The organism is Vibrio diazotrophicus (assembly GCF_038452265.1).
Lineage (GTDB): Bacteria > Pseudomonadota > Gammaproteobacteria > Enterobacterales > Vibrionaceae > Vibrio > Vibrio diazotrophicus.
Genome location: NZ_CP151842.1, coordinates 574,341 through 593,874, shown reverse-complemented (window position 1 = coordinate 593,874; position 19,534 = coordinate 574,341). Strand labels below are relative to the sequence as shown.

Here is a 19,534-nt window from a genome sequence, read left to right as displayed (position 1 = left end):
TCAACTTAATTAAAGCCTAACAGCACTTGGCTGCTAGAGCCGCCCTCTAGAGTTTCACCACTTTTGCCAGTATAAGAACTGTAAGCGTCTTCCATACGCTCCCCATTACCAGATGGTATAACTTCTAAGTTATTGAGAGTGGCTGACGTGTCATAGGTTTGTTGCACCCTAAGCTGAGCAACGTGTGTTCCCAAACGATGTTGATTGGCACAACCAGTAAGCAAAATGCTCAATGACACTAATATCAATGATGTGTATTTCATTTGAAGCTTCTCCTTACATATCGTGACCAAATGATCCTTCAGCACCACCTCGAGAGTTATCTTGCAACTCGTCATATTTCTGAGGTTCAGCTTTATGCACATCATCCGGTTTAGCGATATAAGCACCTCTACCTAATAGGTAATATTTAACGTCGCTTGGCTCAACGAAAGCATCAGTTGGTAATTTAATTCTAGAACGATCGATAGGTTTAGCCAGTCTAGGCGTGACCAAAATGACCAGCTCAGTTTCCCCAGAAATATACTCCTGACTACCAAATAATTGCCCCAAAACTGGCACATCTCCTAATCCAGGAAATTTAGAGGCCGAGTCACGAACATTTTCACTAAGAAGACCTGCAATACCAATGGTTTGTCCATCAGCAAGCTCCAAGGTAGACGAGGCGCTGCGACGGGTAATTGGTGGGATATAGTAAGTGGCATTTGTCCCTGTAGTGCTTAAGGATAGAGTTGTGGAAGTCGCTATTTCGCTGACATCAACAGCTAAATTTAAGTTAATTTTCTTATCACTGAGAATCGTAGGGATAAATTTCACACCCACACCATACTCTTTATACTCAATGGTAATCCCGTCCTCGTCTGGGACTGGTATAGGGAATTCCCCCCCAGCTAAAAATTCGGCTTTTGCACCACTTAAAGCGGTTAAGTTTGGTTCGGCCAAAACCTTAGCTACTCCAGTTTCTTTTGCGATATCAAGAGCTAGAGTAAACAGAGTATTCCCATCAATAAACGAAGATAGGATGCCCGTACTTTCCGCTAGAGGGGCACCAAGCACAGGATTTACACCAAGGAAGCCACCACCGACAGAGGTGCCACCAATGGAGAAATTACCGTTGGTCTGAAAGAAATTAAAATTGGTTCCAAAACGCCTCACTAAACTACGTTGCACTTCTGCTACGGTTACTTCCAACATCACTTGTTGAGCGCCACCTATCGTCATTAAGTTAACTACGCCCGTGCTTCCACTTTCTTCGTTACGGGTTGCAGTTTCACTATCTGCAGCCTGACCAGCAGCATAAGTTTCGGCCAAACGTAATGCTAAGTTCATTTTTTCTAGTGAACTTACCTGACCACTTAAAATCAGACGATTTTGCGCACTTTGCACACTCACGGTTTCATCCGGCATTATTTCAAACAGCTTGGCTTTGAGATTATTCACATCATGAGTCACTTCGATATTGATGGACTCGATTAACTGCCCTCGGCTATCCCAAGCCATCAAGTTGGTAGAACCCAGTTTCTTACCAATTAAAAACAGCTCATCAGCTTTTAACATCACAATATCTAAAACATCTGGATCCCCTAAAGAGACTCGTGTCGCTTTTCCCGCCAATTCTACAAAGGTCGATTTATGATGTGGAACATTGACCGTTTTACCACTTTGAGTAGCCGCTATTACCCAGTGATTCAGTGCAAAACACAGTGTAAGTGCCGTTATTATTCTTTTCATCACTCACCTCACTCCCTGACCCGAACACTTGATGAATTCGTTCCTTTAATGATTGTCACTCGTGGAGCAACATACGGTTGAACCACTTTAGGTTCTATTGCTTGTGGATTACGCAGAGCCAGTTGTATAGCCCCTTTAGTATTGGCACTGAGTAACTTCTCTGCTTCTTTAGGGGTTACTTCAAGAGTTACAGCCCGAACAATGATGGGTTTGTTTTCTTTGGTTCTAGCCGTTTGGTCGACAGCTAACACTTTAATATCTTTTAAAACGGTGGTTGTAGATGCAGAGTTTTGGCCGAATTTCACTGTACTGAGAATATCAACTCGATTTCCCGGAAGAAGAAACCCTGCCACACCGATAACATCATTGACTCGAATGGTCACCGCACGCTTATCTTCAGGAATGAGTGTGGCGAGCGTTGCACCTTGCCCCGGAGCATTCACATGTTGAGCAATAATAATTTCATCAGGGTATAAGTTATCTGCGGCAACCATACCAACCAACTCAGATACATCAGAAAACTGATGTTCCGAACGCCACGCTTTTTCCAATAATTTAGTGGTAAAGTGTTGCTCGTCAAGAATAGTACCTGCAGGTACTTCTATGGCTGCCACTACAACTGGTTCTCGCTCAACGACTTCAACTTCCGTTTGAGGTTGAGATTGCCTATCCATCCACTGCTTAGCAAAAAAAACAGCTCCAAGACCAAAAATGATCGACAGCAAAAACAGTAAAATGATCTGATTGCGACTCATCGAGCGCCTCCTCCTTTTCCATCTGCCGTGAAGTAAACTTCCCATGCACGCTCAAGTATTTCTGGCGTAATAATCGGTTCTGCTTCTTCAAATGCGATGATGTCTCGACTGATTCCAATAATGTCTTTTGGTAAACAAGGATAAAAGCCCACACCATGTAAACTGTGTAAGTTATATAAACTTTCAAAAGACGCTTGCTGTACTGATAGCGAACGACCACTCGCCATGCTTTCCCATAGCGCGTGGTATTCAGATTGATGTAAAGGGTGGAACTGAATTTTGTAGCCCAAACGGCGAAGAAATGCGGGATCACTGATCTTCTCAGGATCCAAGTTGGTAGAAAACGCTAAAGTCAAAATAAAAGGGATCGTAATTTGCTGACCGTTAGGCAGAGAAAGATGGTCAAAAAAGTACTCCATAGGCACAATCCAACGGTTCAAAATGGTGTCCACAGGCATAGGCTGACGCCCTAAATCGTCAATAACCAGAATGCCGTTATTCGCCATCATTTGCAGTGGTGCCATCCAAACTCTGTTGTGTTCGGTATGGTTAACCTCAAGCATATCCATGGTGAGCTCACCGCCTACTTGAATGCTTGGGCGCTCACACAACACCCAACGACGATCATATTGATCTTTGTAGGTTAGGGTTTGCGATTGCGTATCTTTGTCAACTACAGGTTTATGATGCTGCTGTGAAAGTACTTTTATAATGTTACCCGCAGCATAAACCGCGTAGGGAACGTAGACCGAGGTGTTGAGCGAATTGAGCAGCCGAGTCGCGACATAAGTTTTACCTGTACCCGCATCGCCATACAGTAATAACGCACGGCCGGAATTAATGGCTGGCCCCAATACTGAAATCATCCTCTCTGCGCCAAACACATCGCTCATAGCGCGAGTAACATCAGGGCGCGTAACCAGTTTGGCGCGCACATCTTGCGCCTTCACCATAGCGTTATAATCTTGTAATGAAACGGGAGCAGGTCCTAAATAGGCATCTCGTTGAAAAGCATTATCTGCCTCTTGCATGCCTGTTTCTGACAAACCATAACGTACATGTCCAGATGACTGGGCTAAATAAGAGTTAGATTCAGCTTGATAGACTTCTACCAGCGACTTTTTACGTAACACAGCGATGAGTTCTTCAATCATATGGCTGCTGATAGCCATCAAGCGAGTGAGTTGCAAAATGTCAGATTTAGGGTAAGCCGCTAGCTGTTTAAGTAGCAAATTTTCGAGAACAGCTTGAGGAATATGAAGCTCATCGAAAGTAGTCGGAACTTTAGGTGCAGCAGCCTGAGGTGTGAGCGCTGCTTTAGGTAATACCTCTTGTAGCGTTTCTGCCATAGCTGCATCCTTAAGCTTAATAAAAATTAATGTTGAAAATACTGATACATAGCCAATGCAATAACGAGTATTGGGGCAAAAGGCATTTTAGTAATATGTCTACTGTCCAACTCCGAATTGATAAACCTATTGTAATCTCCATTAGAGATTAAAGAAAAATGTAAAGATACGTAACTATTTCTGTTTAATAACAAATACATAGTACCAACAAAAATACATGATAAAGCTATACATAAAAAAGTATCAAAAAATCCTTTAATACCAACAAAAAAACCGATTACAGAAAGTAATTTGACATCTCCCGAAGCTAAAACTTTCCCGAAATAAAGAATCATACCAACAACAAAAAAAACGAATAAACCCAAACAACTATTAATAATAAAAACATTTTCAACGTCTTTATTAAAATATCTAATAAGTAACGAAAAAAAATTTAAAAAAAATAAAATAATTACTAGGTAATTGGGTATACGATACTCTCTAGCATCAAATACACCAATTACCAATAGAGTACACCAAAAGAAGAGTTGCACCCTTCCCTCCTAGCTTAAAACCTGAAAATACAGGTTATCCAATAGAGTTAATAATATTGCCAATACCGTTTATAATAGCGTTACCAAGATTACCAAATGCAGTAGCTAGACCGACTACAATCAACGAACCAGCAACAACATACTCAACAGCACTAAGTCCGTCCTCGTCTGCCCAAAAAGCTTTAACTTGCTCAATAAACTTATTCATTAGAGGCCTCCTTTTTAAATGGCTCATTTCTAATGTAGAGAGTTCTTAAATTTGCAGTTAGGACTTTTTTGTTCTCTTTTGGCACTTTTTTATACTTAAAAACGGTCATCATAGGAAAAACAGCTCAACCTTTAGGATGGATTTGTACTAACTACAAAGTGTTAAATTCATAGCAAAGCCTTTATAAAACAAGTTTCAAATAAGTTGAGACAAACAGTTAGAGCTGAGCATATTACCTAGATTACAAGCCACACTATTTATACTTGTACTTTCTCATTCTTGAAATTATTGAAAAAAATTACATCGACAATATGAAGCAATATCACTATTAATACTTACATCAACACGCCATTTCTCTAGGTAAAACCTACAACTTTTAGATGACAACTTGCACTTTCCAGTCACAACTCTACGCTTACATTACCATGACAACAAAATGACAATGCTGACATTATTCTGACAAAAAGAAACTAAGAACCTAGTTGATTATCTACGGAAGGATAAAAACTCACTTATGGCAACAAAACATGTCGCTCACTGGCTTGGAAGCCCTGTGAATCAATTGCCCCTGAGAGCGCAACACGCATGTAACTCTTTTTTTACCGTGATTGAACACGGCAACGATGTCTCTGTTTTAAGTGAACCCAACATCCACTATGCAGTGTTTTTTCTACACAGAGATAAATGCCAAGAGTTATTGCTCACTGCGCTAAGAATTTGTGCAAACCTCAACAAGTATTTGGTCGTTATTCATGAAGGGAACTTTCTAAACTCAATTAATAGAAACGAAGCTATTTTTGGCATTATTGATATATCAAAAGAAGATCCTCATATCGCAGCGAGTTTGATCAGTGAAAAGCTTAATCTCAGTTTTTCTTCTGGCCGAAGAGCCTTGGATCCAAGGTTACAACATACTCCGCCACATCCTCATACAATGAGTAAGGAGATGTTAGACATCTTGCGACATATTGATCTCAACCTTACGCAAGAAATTAGGGAAGAAGATGTCGCAAGCTATTGCCACTACTCAATCTCCTATTTTTCCAAGCTGTTCAAAAGAATGGTGGGGGTAAGCTTCAGAGATTACATTTGTAGCAAGCGAATCACACTTGCAAAGCGGCTTCTACTCGAAGAGCCAAATGCAAAAATCGCCTTTGTTGCCTATCAGTGCGGGTATCATGATGTATCGTACTTTTCCCGTATTTTTAAGAAGAAAACAGGTATAAGTCCGGGAGTGTTTAGGCAAATCAACGCTCCTTAAATTTACAAATTTTCACGTTTTGATCTTTTTCGAACCAACAAACCCGTGCTAATGTTAAGTTGAATTAACATTTTTACAACAATAATAAGCTGTTGTATGGAGTTCGAACATGATTCTGCCAAATGAGTCACATCAACCTTACTGCTCTCTCCCACCACCAAACGAAATGATTTTGAAATGGGCCGAAGAGCGACCTAATGACGTTTATCTGAAACAGATAATCAACCGAAAATTCGTCGAATTTACTTATGCTGATGTTGCAGACAAGGCTTTGCGCTTGGTTTCAGCATTGCGAGCCCTAGGAGCCAAGCCCGGCGATAAAGTCGCGCTTGTTTCTAAAAACTGTGCGGAGTGGTTTATTTGCGATTTGGCGATGATGCTGGGTGACTATATCAGCGTTCCCATTTTTCCAACCGCAGGTTCTGACACAATCGAATACTGTCTGAATCATAGCGGCAGCCAACACATAATCATCGGTAAGCTGGATGATAATGAAGCGGTTATTGAAGCTATGAAGGCAACCCCGAACATCGTCAGTATCGCTTTACCTTACAGTTCTGCTCCAAAATGCCAATACGAGTATCAAGAGCTAATTAAACAGTACCCACCAAGCAGAGAAAGAGCTCAGCACCACGATGACAAGCTGATGTCGTTGGTCTATACATCTGGAACATCAGGTCAGCCAAAAGGCGCTATGCTCACCTACGGAGCTTTTACTTGGTCTGTGCAGCAATTGATAGAGCTGATACAGATCGAAGACAACGATCGTTTGTTCTCTTATCTACCGTTAGCACACATCACTGAACGCGTGTACATTTTCGGAACCTCTATACAGGGTGGGGTTCAAACCGCCTTTCCTGAATCACTTGATACGTTTATTGAAGACGTCAGAATGCACCGTCCAACCTTCTTTATTTCGGTGCCACGTTTATGGACACTGTTCCAACAAAGAATTCTAGATAAGCTTCCTCAGCGAAAACTGAACTTATTGCTAAAGATTCCGTTTGTAAACTCAATAGTAAAACGCAAGATAGCCGATGGTTTAGGGTTAGACAATGCAAGGATATTAGGCTGTGGTTCTGCACCTGTATCTCCTTCTTTGCTTAGTTGGTATCACCAATTGGGATTAAACATAACCGAAGCATGGGGAATGACAGAATCATTTGCCTACAGCACTATCAACTACCCTTTCCGCGCAGATAAAATTGGTACAGTCGGTAATGCAGGGCCTGGAGTAAAAATAAAAATTGCTCAAGATGGTGAGATTCTTGTTCTCAGCAAAGGGCTTTTCTCTGGTTACTACAAAAATGATATTGCAACTAAAGAGTCATTTGATAGTGAAGGATGGCTGCACACGGGTGATATTGGCTCGATAGATAGCGACGGCTATCTCAGCATTCAAGGACGTAAGAAAGACACCTTCAAAACAGCTAAAGGTAAGTTCGTAGCACCCGTACCTATTGAAAAGAAACTGTTTGAATATTCGCGTGTAGAAATGATGTGTATGATTGGTTTAGGCTTACCCGCGCCAATACTATTAGTGGTTCCTCACGCATTTCCAAATTTTGACCGTTCGCGTTACGAAAGGACGACCGAGAAAATCATTAAACGCATTAATTCTGAGGTAGAGACTCACGAACAAATTAAAGGTGTTTTGATGATCAAAGAACCATGGTCAATAGCCAATGGTATTCTCACGCCGACGTTAAAAATTAAGCGCCATGTTTTAGAGAAAAAGTATCATGAAATTGGACAAAACTGGCCTAAAGATCAATTGATCGTCTGGGAAAAGTAAGTCAATTAACCCACCGCTAGCATCCTCTCTCCCAGTGAATGAGTCGTCTTTATCTGGGAGAGAACATCTTACCCCACCTAAGATAAATTATTCTCCGTCATTTGATTCAAGCTTGTATTGGAATCACCAATAAAACAAAAGCCCCATTCGCTTTCACGAATGGGGCTTAAAATACTTATTTAACTAATGACGAGTTAATTAGGCATTATTTCTTAGCGTTACGCTCTTTAACTTCAGCGATAACTTTTTCTGCTACGTTAGCAGGACATGGTGCGTAGTGTGCGAACTCCATAGAGAACTGACCACGACCAGAAGTCATTGTACGTAGTGTACCGATGTAGCCGAACATTTCAGATAGTGGAACGTCTGCTTTGATACGTACGCCAGTAGCGCCAGCTTGTTGGTCTTTGATCATACCACGACGACGGTTAAGGTCACCGATTACGTCACCAACGTGATCTTCTGGAGTGAACACGTCAACTTTCATGATTGGCTCAAGAAGTTGCGCGCCAGCTTTTGGCATAGATTGACGGAATGCGCCTTTCGCTGCGATTTCAAATGCAATAGCAGATGAGTCAACTGCGTGGAAGCCACCGTCGAACAGTTCAACTTCAACGTCTAGCGTAGGGAAGCCAGCAAGAACACCGTGATCCATCATGCTTTCGAAGCCTTTTTCTACTGCAGGCCAGAATTCTTTAGGTACGTTACCACCAACAACTGTTGATTTGAACGTGAAGCCAGAGTTTGGCTCACCTGGTTTGATGCGGTAGTCGATCTTACCGAACTGACCTGAACCACCAGACTGTTTCTTGTGCGTGTAGCTATCTTCAACCGCTTTAGTGATTGTTTCACGGTAAGCAACTTGAGGAGCACCAACAGTCAGTTCAACACCGTAAGTACGCTTAAGGATGTCTACTTTGATGTCTAGGTGTAGTTCGCCCATACCTTTAAGGATGGTTTCACCTGAGTCTTCGTCAGTTTCAACTTGGAAAGATGGATCTTCTGCAACCATTTTACCGATCGCGATACCCATTTTCTCAGTAGAACCTTTATCCTTAGGTGCTACAGCGATTGAGATTACTGGTACAGGGAAAATCATAGGCTCTAGAGTACATTCGTGCTTAGGATCACATAGAGTGTGACCAGTTTGCACGTTCTTCATACCTACGATAGCGATGATGTCGCCCGCTTGAGCTTCAGTGATCTCTGTACGATCGTTCGCTTGCATCTCAACCATACGGCCGATACGCTCAGTTTTACCAGTTGCAGAGTTAAGAATGGTGTCACCCTTCTTAATGCGACCTGAGTAAATACGTACGAATGTTAGAGCACCGAAACGGTCATCCATGATCTTAAACGCAAGAGCTTTAAGTGGAAGTTCAGCGTCAACGATCGCTTTCTCACCAGTTGGTTCACCAGTTTCTGGGTTAGTTAGATCTTGTGGTTCAACTTCTGTTGGGCTTGGTAGGTAATCTACTACTGCGTCAAGAACAAGTTGCATACCTTTGTTTTTGAATGCAGAACCACAGAATGTTGGGAAGAACGCTAGGTCACGAGTACCTTTACGGATACAACGCTTAATGTCTTCGATAGAAGGTTCTTCGCCTTCCATGTAAGCCATCATTAGCTCATCATCTTGCTCAACAGCAGTTTCGATCAACATTTCACGGTATGTTTCTACATCATCAACCATGTCTGCTGGAACTTCTTTGACTTCGTAGTTCTCTGGTAAACCAGAATCATCCCACACATATGCTTGGCGGTTTAGGATGTCAACAACACCAACGAAATCGTCTTCACGACCGATTGGTAGAGTCATAACTAGTGGGTTTGCACCTAGTACTTTTTTAACTTGCTCAACAACGTTAAGGAAGTCTGCACCCATACGGTCTAGTTTGTTTACGAAAATGATACGTGATACTTCAGATTCGTTAGCGTAACGCCAGTTAGTTTCTGACTGAGGTTCAACACCGCCAGAACCACAGAATACACCGATACCGCCATCTAGAACTTTAAGTGAACGGTATACTTCAACTGTAAAGTCAACGTGTCCAGGAGTATCGATAACGTTTAGACGGTGATTTTTCCATTCACACGTTACAGCTGCTGACTGGATAGTAATACCGCGCTCAGCTTCTTGCTCCATGAAGTCTGTAGTAGATTCACCATCGTGAACCTCACCAGTTTTATGGATTTTACCAGTAAGCTTAAGAATACGCTCAGTGGTAGTGGTTTTACCCGCGTCAACGTGCGCGAAAATACCAATGTTTCTGTATTTCGATAAATCTGCCATTGTCTTACTCTGTTAATAGGATATAAAATGCGCGCAGAGTATATCACAATCTGTCAAGACTGATACCCCCGCAAACCGCTGCCCTTAAAAAATATTTAACTACAGCTAATGATCGTGAAATATAGGCGATTCCATCCCAAGACGCGAGCTAAATCAAAAATATTTTCTCGACTTTCATCTTTGGGAATAACACACCTAAAGTTCATCAAATGCTTCAATTGCCTCTGAAAGCTTCTTAACGCCATGTATCTGCATTCCTGCAATACCACCTTTAGGCATATTTGCAGCAGGAACAATGGCCCTTTTAAAGCCGTGTTTGAACGCTTCATTCAAACGTTCTTGCCCGCTTGGTACAGGGCGAATTTCTCCGGCCAGCCCCACTTCACCGAAAATAACAACGTCTTTCGGTAGCGGTTTGTCACGAAAACTGGATAAAAGAGCCATCAACAATGCCAAGTCAGCGCTGGTTTCCGTTACTTTCACGCCACCTACTACATTGACAAACACATCTTGGTCAGCCATTTGCAGCCCACCGTGTTTGTGCAACACCGCAAGCAATAATGACAAACGGTTCTGCTCCAGCCCAACTGCAACTCGCCTTGGATTCGCCAACTGCGAATAATCCACTAGCGCCTGTATTTCAACAAGCAATGGACGTGTACCTTCCCATACAACCATCACTGAACTGCCTGAAGTCTCTTCTTCTCCACGAGAAAGGAAAATGGCAGATGGGTTACTTACTTCGCGCAGCCCTTGGCCTGTCATAGCAAATACGCCAAGCTCATTGACAGCACCAAAGCGGTTTTTATGACTGCGTAAAGTTCGGAATCGTGTATCTGAACCACCATCAAGCAATACTGAACAGTCAATAATGTGTTCCAGTACTTTCGGACCAGCTAAAGAGCCATCTTTTGTAACGTGACCAACAATAAATACCGCAACATTGTTTTGTTTTGCATAGCGAGTCAACGTTGTTGCTGATTCTCGGACCTGAGCCACCGTTCCGGGAGATGACTGAACATCAGCAACATGCATCACCTGAATCGAGTCAATCACCATAATTCTTGGCTGCTCTTTTTCAGCGACCTGACAAATTTTATCAACGTTGGTTTCAGAGAGCATTTTCAGATGCTCTTTAGGCAACCCCAGTCGAGATGCACGCATTGCGACCTGTTGAAGTGATTCTTCGCCAGTGACATAAAGCGTAGGCATTTGAGGTGAGAGCAAACACATGGTTTGTAACAAAAGTGTAGATTTACCAGCACCAGGGTTACCACCGATTAAAATTGCAGCGCCAGGCACCACACCACCACCAAGTACACGGTCCAGTTCTTTAAAGCCACTACTAAAACGAGGAACTTCCTGTAGATTGATTTCTGAAAGTGTTTGAACCTGTGATTCTGTAGCACTTCCCGCATAACCACTGAGTCGCTCATTACGCGCAACCTGTGGTGAAGCAGCCAGCCTTACTTCAGATATGGTATTCCATGCGCCACAAGCGTTACACTGACCTTGCCAACGGGGAAAATCTGCGCCGCAATCGTTACATACGTAAGCGCGTTTTGCTTTTACCATGCTTCCTCAAATTCATCTAAGTTGTGACATAGAGACTTTAATAATATGTTGAATCAATGCAACATATTGCTAAAGAAATCATTATCAATGCCGATTTTATTAAGTGGACATTACTCTAACAGAAAACTATGCAGCAATCTGAAATTCTCTCCCTCGCTGAACGGCTAATTCCCGCTTATAAATCAGCCGACTTTGAGCAACTCCTGAATAAATTCACGGGGGGACAGCCGCCGTCTGTCAAACTTCTGGTGAAGATGGAATTGAATCGAGTCATGGCTCCATGCTCCAAAAGCATTGATTTACGCGGGCGAGTTCAAGGTGAATGCAGAGAATATGAGTTAGACGGCAAAAAACATTGGCTGGATGATGTTGCATTTAATACTTATCACAAGAGTGTTAAGAAGTTTGGCGGTTACACCGAAGGGGTTTGGGAGAATTTAATTAATACTCGCAACAACTTTCGCGTTATGAATCAGCAAGGCACATTGAACAAAGGTAAGAGTGTCACTGTAGATGGTAGCTTTGAAGTTGAACCGATTAAATTGGGTTATGACCTTAAACGCTTAGAAAATCGCTTAAAAATTAATACTCAGGTCAAAATCCATCTGCCAAGTAATGAGCAAGTGGTTCACGGTTTGAGTGTCGATTTATCAGCATCTGGCGCCAAATTCAAAGTTCCTTCAGCATTCAACTACAAACTTGGCGATACCATTTGGGTTCAATTCACCGAACTCACTAAAAGCAGCAAGCTGGAAGAGCTAAACAAACCGATTGAATATCGTATTCTTGGTGTTGATGAATCTTACGATAATGACGCGATAAAGTATTTGCGTGCTTTGAAACTGTCAGAGAGCCTAATTATTGAAAAGGTGATTGAAGAATCGCTAAAAAATAACAGCCAGAAAGCTCGTCACGACAACCAAGATAAAATTATCCGCGCTCGGACTCGTGGTTACGAACACAGCTATTTAAAACATACTTGTAACTTGCCTGTATTTTTCAGTGGCAGCGAACTGAAATTGGCACTGCTCACCGAACACAATCATCAGCTTTGGCAATACTGGCACGACGAGCGAAACCAACAATCTTTAAGTAGCTTGTTTAACCAGACTCGTATGGACATGCTCACCAAACCAGGTGTAAGCGGCAGTAATAATGTCCTTTATGCTTTTAAACACGAGCATCAAGATAAGACGTTCTTCTTCTCTATGATGATGCCCGAAGCCACTAGCGACCAACGTAAACTGTTTTGGCATGTCGGTGCACGTAAAGAAAGTTGGAAAGCTTTCCGTTTATCGGTATTTGAGCTTTCTCAGTCAGAGCGAGAAGAACTGGCTAATCATTCCAGTGAACTTGCGAACCAGTCGCAAAAACTCACTCACTGCGGTGTATTACAAGAAATCAGTGATTTCAGCTCGGCGAAGGACTATTTACTAGTCGACAAACCTCAGTTGCCAACCAGTGATCTCAACCCATTTCGTCATCCCCGTAAGGTTATTGGCTCTCCTACAGGTATCTATTTTGACGCCCGCTCACGACGTAAAGAGCCTCGCTACACACTGAAAACCCCTGTGAATGTCATTTTCAATGACCAAGTTCTTGGAGAAGGTGCCACTGTAGATCTTTCCAAACGCGGACTGAATGTGATTGTGAATACCCCTTTACAATTGAAAGCGGGGGACATGATCAACATCGATTATCTCGAGTTGAAGCTGTACGACAAAAATTTACCTCTCAATAATGTTCCGTATCGGGTAATTAGAATCAGCCCTGAAGGACAGCGGTTGCATCTTGTGATCGATGAAAATGCGCAAACGATGAAAACCATCGCTTTTTTCAATAGCATCATCGAAAGCAATCAAGACAAGTTAAAAGCAAAAGAAGAAGTTCTGCCTAGCCCACAGTTACTTGAAGGCTTACACAATATTTTGTTGGATAAGATTGTTAGCGCACCTATTTTTGTCGAGAAGAGCGGTCCTAGCCTGAAGCCTAAAGTGATTGGTGTAAATTACCCTCTTCCACCTCACTTGGCTTTGCTGGCCAAATTGGGGCAAGAAGGTCAGATATCTCTTGAGCCAATCTTTAAAGGTCACACCAACACCTTACTGGCGACACCAATGAAGCGAATTGATGGTGCTGAAGCTCAACACAATGAAGTCTATATTGCTGCAATCAAATTTGGCTCACGCATCCAGTCTGTTGAGACTCGATTGTTATCAGATTTTGCCAATACAAAAGAACGCATTAAGTTCATTCAAAAGGCACAATTGATGGGTGAGATTTTCATTCTAAGACTTTGCGGGGCTCCAGTGTTTGATCCATTCACAGTACTGTTGAGACGAGATATTGATGAACTGGCACAAATCAGCCTCCATCAAGCCAAAAACTTAGAGAAAGAAATCGGTGCCATTGTCGGATATGGTGAGATTATCGATATTACTGAAGAAGTTCTTATCCGGTTGGAATTAACGAGCTAAAACTTTTCTTGTTACGCAAATAAAAAATCCAGTGCTAATACACTGGATTTTTTATTCTCATTTAACTTAGGTTACTCGTTAGCCGTAAGCTCAGCTTTCTCTTTCGCTAGCTGAGCTTCGCGCACATCTTTGTAGATTCGCCCCAACTCAATAAACGAGTAACGATGTTCTACGTACTCATACACATTGAACGAGATAGCCAACTTATAAAGTGACACAGCATGAGCATAATCACCTTGCATGTGATAACGCTTACCTAGGTAGAAATAGGCTTCTGTTAAACGCTGCGCTAATACATTGTTGTCACGCGTACTCGCTAATATCGCTTTGAATAGTTGCTCTTCAGATATTTCGTCCAACATCATAGCAACCAACAACCATCCCCACTCTTCATTGTGAGATTTGAACTGTTGGCTTAGCTCGGCTTTTGCAGTATTTGGATCGAGATCCATTTTAATAATGTAGCGCCAAAGAGCTCGAAACGGATCGTTAGGATCCATTTGATAATGTTTGTCCGCTTCATCGAATGCGAGCTGTGGGCGCTCACCGTAATAAAGCGCAACCGCTCGGTTACGCATTGCATATTCATTGTTCGGATCAAGCTCTAATGTTGAATCAAAAGACTCGTAAGCTGCATCGAACTCACCAGTTTCAGTGTAATAAACACCTAACAGATTAAAGATATCTGATTGTGCGGGGTTTAACGCTAACGATTGGGTGAAATCTAAACGAGCTAAATCACGTAAGCCGACACTGTCATAAGCGTTGCCACGTTCAAAAAGCATTTTTGCTCGAACTTCGTCGGTTAAATCAGAGCGCTGTAATAGCTGAGTCAAACGCGCTATTTGAACTTCCTGCTGCACACTAGCCTGTAAAGGAATAGCCATTGGTGGATAAACCCAAGGTAAGGATTGATCCGATTCTGATGAATTGTTCGCACATCCAGCTAATAGCATTAACGCTACACTGGCCGCTGCGGTTTTGAACCATTTCACTAATAGATACTCCTGTATACCCCAAACGCATGAAAAAGGGAGCGAATCACGCTCCCTTTATAACACGCTTTCTAGATAAAATGCGAAAACAGTTCGCATTCCATCTTTTGCGTAAACTTATTCCGCTTCTGGAGCAGAATCAGTTGCAGCTGCTTCAACTGGCTTTTCTACTGCTTCTTTCATGCTCAGACGAACACGGCCTTGGCGGTCGATTTCAAGTACTTTAACTTGAACTTCTTGGCCTTCAGTTAAGAAATCAGATACTTTCTCTACACGCTGGTCAGCGATTTGAGAAATGTGTACAAGACCATCTTTACCAGGAAGAACGGTTACGAATGCACCGAAATCAGCGAGGCGTGCAACTTTACCTGTGTAGATCTTACCAACTTCAACTTCAGCAGTGATTTGCTCGATACGACGAATCGCTTCTTGCGCTTGCTCACCAGAAGTTGCTGCAATCTTGATTGTGCCGTCATCTTCGATTTCGATTGTTGTACCCGTTTCTTCAGTTAGCTGACGGATAACTGCGCCGCCTTTACCGATAACATCTTTGATCTTATCTGAGCTAATCTTCATTGTGTGGATACGTGGAGCGAATTGTGAAATATCGTCACGAGCACCAGAGATAGCTTCATCCATCACAGATAGGATGTGCTTACGTGCACCTTGCGCTTGGTTAAGTGCAATTTGCATGATCTCTTTAGTGATACCTTCGATCTTGATGTCCATTTGAAGAGCAGTAATACCTGTGTTAGTACCTGCTACTTTAAAGTCCATATCACCTAGGTGGTCTTCGTCGCCAAGGATGTCTGAAAGAACAACGAAATCGTCGCCTTCTTTAACAAGACCCATTGCGATACCCGCAACAGAAGACTTGATTGGCACACCAGCGTCCATAAGAGCCAGTGAAGTACCACACACAGATGCCATTGAAGAAGAACCGTTTGATTCAGTGATTTCTGAAACAACACGTACTGTGTACGGGAATTCTTCTGGAGAAGGCATTACTGCTGCAATACCGCGCTTAGCCAGTTTGCCGTGGCCGATTTCGCGACGCTTAGGAGAACCTACAAAACCAGTTTCACCTACACAGTATGGAGGGAAGTTGTAGTGTAGTAGGAAGTAATCTTTCTTCTCACCAGTTAGCTCATCAATGATTTGCGCATCACGTTGAGTACCTAGAGTTGCCGTTACTAGCGCCTGAGTTTCACCACGAGTGAATAGCGCAGAACCGTGAGTACGAGGAAGAACACCAGTACGTACATCAAGTGCACGAACCATGTCTTTCTCACGACCATCAATACGTGGGTTACCCGCGATGATGCTACGACGTACAACTGTTTTTTCTAGATCGTGGAAAATAGTGTGAACTTCTTTTAGGTTCAGCTCTTCATCTTCAGCAAGTAACTTTTCATTCACTTCAGCACTGATTTCGTGGATACGGTCATAACGCGCCATTTTTTCAGTGATTTGGTAAGCTTCAACAAGTTTAGTCTCAGCTAGCTCAGCGATTTTCGCTTTAAGTTCTGTGTTTTCTGCTGGAGCTTCCCAAGACCATGCTGGAGTTGCAACTTCTGCTGCAAATTCGTTGATAGCATTGATAACTGTTTGTTGTTGGTCGTGACCAAATACAACAGCAGAAAGCATCTCTTCTTCAGTTAGGTTGTCTGCTTCTGATTCAACCATCAATACTGCTGATGAAGTACCAGCAACAACAAGGTCAAGCTTAGACGCAGCAAGCTCAGTGTTGCTTGGGTTAAGTACTAATTGACCATCAATGTGACCAACACGAGCTGCACCGATAGGGCCATTGAATGGGATACCAGAAATAGCAAGCGCTGCTGAAGTACCAATCATAGTTACGATATCTGGTTGTACATCAGGGTTAACTGAAACAACAGTAGCGATGACTTGAACTTCGTTTTTGAATGCATCTGGGAATAGAGGGCGAATAGGACGGTCGATTAGACGAGCAGTCAGTGTTTCGCCTTCAGAAGGACGGCCTTCACGCTTGAAGAAGCCACCTGGGATTTTACCTGCAGCGTACGTACGCTCTTGGTAGTTTACTGTTAGAGGGAAGAAGTCTTGACCTTCTACCGCTTCTTTTTTACCAACAACAGATACAAATACTGCGGTGTCATCCATAGTAACCATAACTGCTGCTGTCGCTTGACGTGCAATAACACCTGTTTCTAGCGTTACAGTGTGGTTGCCGTACTGAAACGTTTTAACAACTGGTTTTTCGAACATGTAAATATTCCTTGCTCTGAGCAGATGCTCAGATTTATTAAATGAATCTCACACATTACGAATCGCGACTAGTAAAAACGTGCTCAGTTCTTTATTGCAAGAAACGTCCGCAAAACACGCTTTGAATAGCCGCGACCGTTTGGTCGACGTGGTTGACTGTAATGTAGTGAGTATTGATTGGAAATCCTTACAGAGGATTTCGCCGTGCGTAGTATATACCCGCTTGCTTCAAGATGCTAATTTCAGGAGATAATTGGTGTGCTTTTTCCGGTATTCCTGATGCCTTATTTACCATTAAAACGTAGGCTGAAATCTAGCTACAGCGCGCGATTATATTAGATTCTGGATATTTCGTGGCGGAATTCAAGAATGACACCGTTAAGTAACTGAGTGTCACACTCTCAATTTGCAGACACAAAAAAGGGGCTAAAAAGCCCCTTTTTCTTCAAACCTGCTTGGCAGACGCGAATTAACGACGTAGGCCTAGGCGTTTGATTAGGTCGTGGTAACGATCTAGATCTTTACCTTTTAGGTAATCTAGAAGTTTACGACGGCTAGAAACCATACGTAGAAGACCACGACGGCTGTGGTGATCGCCTTTGTGTTCTTTGAAGTGACCTTGAAGGTGGTTGATAGAAGCTGTAAGTAGAGCTACTTGAACTTCTGGTGAACCAGTGTCGCCTTCAGCACGTGCATATTCTGCTACGATTGCTGCTTTAGTTTCTGCATTCAGAGACATAATTCTCTCCTAAAGAGTTAAGTTTATATTTGTGTCAGCCAATCTCTGATTCAGCCGACACGTGAGGGGCGGATTATAGGGAATATCCTGTAATCACACAAGCGCTATTTCACGTAATAAAATTCGTAACTTCGCACTATAAATCAGTCATTGACCTTGCAGCATCAAGTACGCGGTGGATAAACCACTAAACGCTTCGGCGCTACTTTCCCATCGTTATCGATTTCAGCAACACCTAGGAATAGCTTGTCTTCACCACTCGTCATGCGAACGATACCGTCAGTTGGAGCCCCAAAGACTTGGACAGCTTGACCGTGCTGAACCATATCAACCAGCTCAGCGACCAGATTTACTTCTGGTAAATCTTGTACTGCGGTATCCATTGGCAACAACAAAGCGTCAAGAGCATCATAAGGTGAGCTATCTTCACGATGAGCCTGTTCAACAAGCTCGTTAAGCTGCTCTAGTGTCACCATATTTTCATATGGATATTTAGCAACACCAGTACGACGTAACATAGTGACGTGCGCGCCACAGCCTAGCATTTCACCTAAATCATCAACGATAGTGCGGATGTAGGTACCTTTTGAGCAGTGTACTTCCATCTCAACTTCATCGTTTTCAAAACGATGCAGAACAATATCGTAAACGGTGATTTTGCGAGATTCACGAGGAACTTCGATACCTTGACGAGCATATTCATACAGAGGACGACCTTGGTATTTCAATGCTGAAAACATTGAAGGTACTTGGTCAGTTTCACCCCTGAATTTTTCGATACAACGGATCAGAGTTTCGCGGTCTACGTTCACTTCACGAGTTTCAACTACTTCACCATCTGAATCTGATGTGTCAGTACGCTCACCCAATTTTGCGATCACGCGATAACGTTTATCGGAATCGAGCAGAAACTGAGAAAACTTAGTTGCTTCACCCAAGCAGATCGGAAGCATACCCGTTGCTAGAGGATCTAGCGCACCGGTATGTCCTGCCTTTTCTGCAAAGAAAAGGCGCTTAACTTTTTGCAGGGTATCATTTGATGAGATGCCGGTTGGTTTATCAATCAGCACCACACCATTTATCGGACGCCCTTTACGACGAGCCATTACTCTTCGTCCTCGCGACCCGCATCTTTTTGCTTACGCTTATCGGTACTGACTACTTCAGAAACAAGGTTCGACATACGCATACCTTCTACTAAGGTACTGTCATAGTGGAAACGAATTTCAGGTGTTAGACGTAAGCGAATACGTTTACCAAGCATCATACGAATATGAGCTTCATGCTCACGTAATGCTTTTAAACATGATTCTGGTGTTTGCTCGCCTACACATAAGAAAGTGACGAACACTTTAGCGTAAGCAAGGTCACGAGAAACTTCTACATCAGAAATGGTCACCATTCCCAATCGAGAATCACGAACTTCGCGTTGAAGGATCATCGCTAGTTCTTTTTGTAGTTGCTGAGCCACACGCTGAGTACGGCTAAATTCTTTTGGCATAATTTTCTCACTAAATAGAAAGAATGGGGGAATGGTAATCCCACTCCCCCATGGCGTATTCAACAACCGAAC

16 protein-coding genes are annotated in these 19,534 nt (G+C 42.7%); 3 read left to right on the top strand and 13 right to left on the bottom strand.

Features of this window, described 5'->3' with window-relative positions; all coding sequences use genetic code 11:
* Window positions 1-5 precede the first annotated feature (5 nt).
* Genes AAGA51_RS02715 through AAGA51_RS02690 form a run of 6 tightly spaced genes read right to left on the bottom strand, consistent with a single transcriptional unit; the run spans window position 6 to window position 4,576 of the window.
* Complete coding sequence (locus tag AAGA51_RS02715; protein WP_042484351.1) at window positions 6-263, bottom strand: hypothetical protein; 258 nt, start codon at window positions 261-263, stop codon at window positions 6-8.
* Between the two features lie 13 nt (window positions 264-276).
* Window positions 277-1,731, bottom strand: a complete 1,455-nt coding sequence (locus tag AAGA51_RS02710; RefSeq protein WP_042484355.1) for a type II and III secretion system protein family protein — start codon at window positions 1,729-1,731, stop codon at window positions 277-279.
* Window positions 1,732-1,739: 8 nt separating this feature from the next.
* On the bottom strand, window positions 1,740-2,486 hold the full coding sequence (gene cpaB / locus AAGA51_RS02705; protein WP_042484357.1) for a Flp pilus assembly protein CpaB: 747 nt from the start codon (window positions 2,484-2,486) through the stop codon (window positions 1,740-1,742).
* Window positions 2,483-3,835 carry an ATP-binding protein gene (locus AAGA51_RS02700; RefSeq protein WP_042484359.1) on the bottom strand — a complete coding sequence of 451 codons (1,353 nt, stop codon included), beginning with the start codon at window positions 3,833-3,835 and terminating at the stop codon, window positions 2,483-2,485. Before AAGA51_RS02700 ends, cpaB begins: the two co-directional genes overlap by 4 nt.
* Window positions 3,836-3,861: 26 nt before the next feature.
* Window positions 3,862-4,368: a prepilin peptidase gene (locus tag AAGA51_RS02695; protein ID WP_042484362.1), complete on the bottom strand. Its 507-nt coding sequence runs from the start codon at window positions 4,366-4,368 to the stop codon at window positions 3,862-3,864.
* Between the two features lie 34 nt (window positions 4,369-4,402).
* Entirely contained in the window at window positions 4,403-4,576 is a 174-nt protein-coding gene (locus AAGA51_RS02690; RefSeq protein ID WP_156102031.1) for a Flp family type IVb pilin, read from the bottom strand.
* A gap of 514 nt (window positions 4,577-5,090) precedes the next feature.
* On the opposite strand from AAGA51_RS02690, the gene AAGA51_RS02685 reads away from it, so the two are divergent.
* On the top strand, window positions 5,091-5,837 hold the full coding sequence (locus tag AAGA51_RS02685) for a helix-turn-helix transcriptional regulator (RefSeq protein ID WP_081878695.1): 747 nt from the start codon (window positions 5,091-5,093) through the stop codon (window positions 5,835-5,837).
* Window positions 5,838-5,946: 109 nt separating this feature from the next.
* Window positions 5,947-7,632, top strand: a complete 1,686-nt coding sequence (locus AAGA51_RS02680; protein WP_042484366.1) for an AMP-binding protein — start codon at window positions 5,947-5,949, stop codon at window positions 7,630-7,632.
* A 205-nt stretch (window positions 7,633-7,837) separates the two neighbouring features.
* Here AAGA51_RS02680 and fusA read toward each other — a convergent pair whose 3' ends face one another.
* Together fusA and radA are read right to left on the bottom strand one after the other, a co-directional pair.
* A complete protein-coding gene (gene fusA / locus AAGA51_RS02675) occupies window positions 7,838-9,925 on the bottom strand; it encodes an elongation factor G (RefSeq protein WP_042484369.1) in 2,088 nt (695 codons plus the stop codon).
* A gap of 195 nt (window positions 9,926-10,120) precedes the next feature.
* Entirely contained in the window at window positions 10,121-11,500 is a 1,380-nt protein-coding gene (gene radA / locus AAGA51_RS02670) for a DNA repair protein RadA (RefSeq protein ID WP_042484372.1), read from the bottom strand.
* 128 nt (window positions 11,501-11,628) lie between these two features.
* Here radA and AAGA51_RS02665 point away from each other — a divergent pair, with 128 nt between their 5' ends.
* The gene (locus AAGA51_RS02665; protein ID WP_042484374.1) at window positions 11,629-13,977 is read left to right on the top strand and encodes a PilZ domain-containing protein; all 2,349 of its coding nucleotides are present in this window, start codon (window positions 11,629-11,631) and stop codon (window positions 13,975-13,977) included.
* Between the two features lie 71 nt (window positions 13,978-14,048).
* Here AAGA51_RS02665 and nlpI read toward each other — a convergent pair whose 3' ends face one another.
* The 5 genes from nlpI to rbfA form a co-directional block, all read right to left on the bottom strand.
* A complete protein-coding gene (nlpI, locus tag AAGA51_RS02660) occupies window positions 14,049-14,972 on the bottom strand; it encodes a lipoprotein NlpI (protein WP_042484376.1) in 924 nt (307 codons plus the stop codon).
* A 117-nt stretch (window positions 14,973-15,089) separates the two neighbouring features.
* Window positions 15,090-17,222, bottom strand: a complete 2,133-nt coding sequence (pnp, locus tag AAGA51_RS02655; RefSeq protein ID WP_042484379.1) for a polyribonucleotide nucleotidyltransferase — start codon at window positions 17,220-17,222, stop codon at window positions 15,090-15,092.
* 469 nt (window positions 17,223-17,691) lie between these two features.
* Entirely contained in the window at window positions 17,692-17,961 is a 270-nt protein-coding gene (gene rpsO, locus AAGA51_RS02650; RefSeq protein WP_042484382.1) for a 30S ribosomal protein S15, read from the bottom strand.
* A gap of 164 nt (window positions 17,962-18,125) precedes the next feature.
* Entirely contained in the window at window positions 18,126-19,067 is a 942-nt protein-coding gene (gene truB, locus AAGA51_RS02645) for a tRNA pseudouridine(55) synthase TruB (RefSeq protein ID WP_042484384.1), read from the bottom strand.
* A complete protein-coding gene (rbfA, locus tag AAGA51_RS02640; RefSeq protein ID WP_042484387.1) occupies window positions 19,067-19,462 on the bottom strand; it encodes a 30S ribosome-binding factor RbfA in 396 nt (131 codons plus the stop codon). The genes truB and rbfA overlap by 1 nt, the downstream gene beginning before the upstream one ends.
* Between the last annotated feature and the right edge of the window lie 72 nt (window positions 19,463-19,534).

Excerpts from the sequence above, each read along its gene's own strand:
- AAGA51_RS02715 (WP_042484351.1), bottom strand. The coding sequence starts at position 263 with ATGAAATACACATCATTGATATTAGTGTCATTGAGCATTTTGCTTACT.
- AAGA51_RS02710 (WP_042484355.1), bottom strand. The coding sequence starts at position 1,731 with ATGAAAAGAATAATAACGGCACTTACACTGTGTTTTGCACTGAATCAC.
- cpaB (WP_042484357.1), bottom strand. The coding sequence starts at position 2,486 with ATGAGTCGCAATCAGATCATTTTACTGTTTTTGCTGTCGATCATTTTT.
- AAGA51_RS02700 (WP_042484359.1), bottom strand. The coding sequence starts at position 3,835 with ATGGCAGAAACGCTACAAGAGGTATTACCTAAAGCAGCGCTCACACCT.
- AAGA51_RS02690 (WP_156102031.1), bottom strand. The coding sequence starts at position 4,576 with ATGAATAAGTTTATTGAGCAAGTTAAAGCTTTTTGGGCAGACGAGGAC.
- AAGA51_RS02685 (WP_081878695.1), top strand. The coding sequence starts at position 5,091 with ATGGCAACAAAACATGTCGCTCACTGGCTTGGAAGCCCTGTGAATCAA.
- AAGA51_RS02680 (WP_042484366.1), top strand. The coding sequence starts at position 5,947 with ATGATTCTGCCAAATGAGTCACATCAACCTTACTGCTCTCTCCCACCA.
- fusA (WP_042484369.1), bottom strand. The coding sequence starts at position 9,925 with ATGGCAGATTTATCGAAATACAGAAACATTGGTATTTTCGCGCACGTT.
- radA (WP_042484372.1), bottom strand. The coding sequence starts at position 11,500 with ATGGTAAAAGCAAAACGCGCTTACGTATGTAACGATTGCGGCGCAGAT.
- AAGA51_RS02665 (WP_042484374.1), top strand. The coding sequence starts at position 11,629 with ATGCAGCAATCTGAAATTCTCTCCCTCGCTGAACGGCTAATTCCCGCT.
- pnp (WP_042484379.1), bottom strand. The coding sequence starts at position 17,222 with ATGTTCGAAAAACCAGTTGTTAAAACGTTTCAGTACGGCAACCACACT.
- rpsO (WP_042484382.1), bottom strand. The coding sequence starts at position 17,961 with ATGTCTCTGAATGCAGAAACTAAAGCAGCAATCGTAGCAGAATATGCA.
- truB (WP_042484384.1), bottom strand. The coding sequence starts at position 19,067 with ATGGCTCGTCGTAAAGGGCGTCCGATAAATGGTGTGGTGCTGATTGAT.
- rbfA (WP_042484387.1), bottom strand. The coding sequence starts at position 19,462 with ATGCCAAAAGAATTTAGCCGTACTCAGCGTGTGGCTCAGCAACTACAA.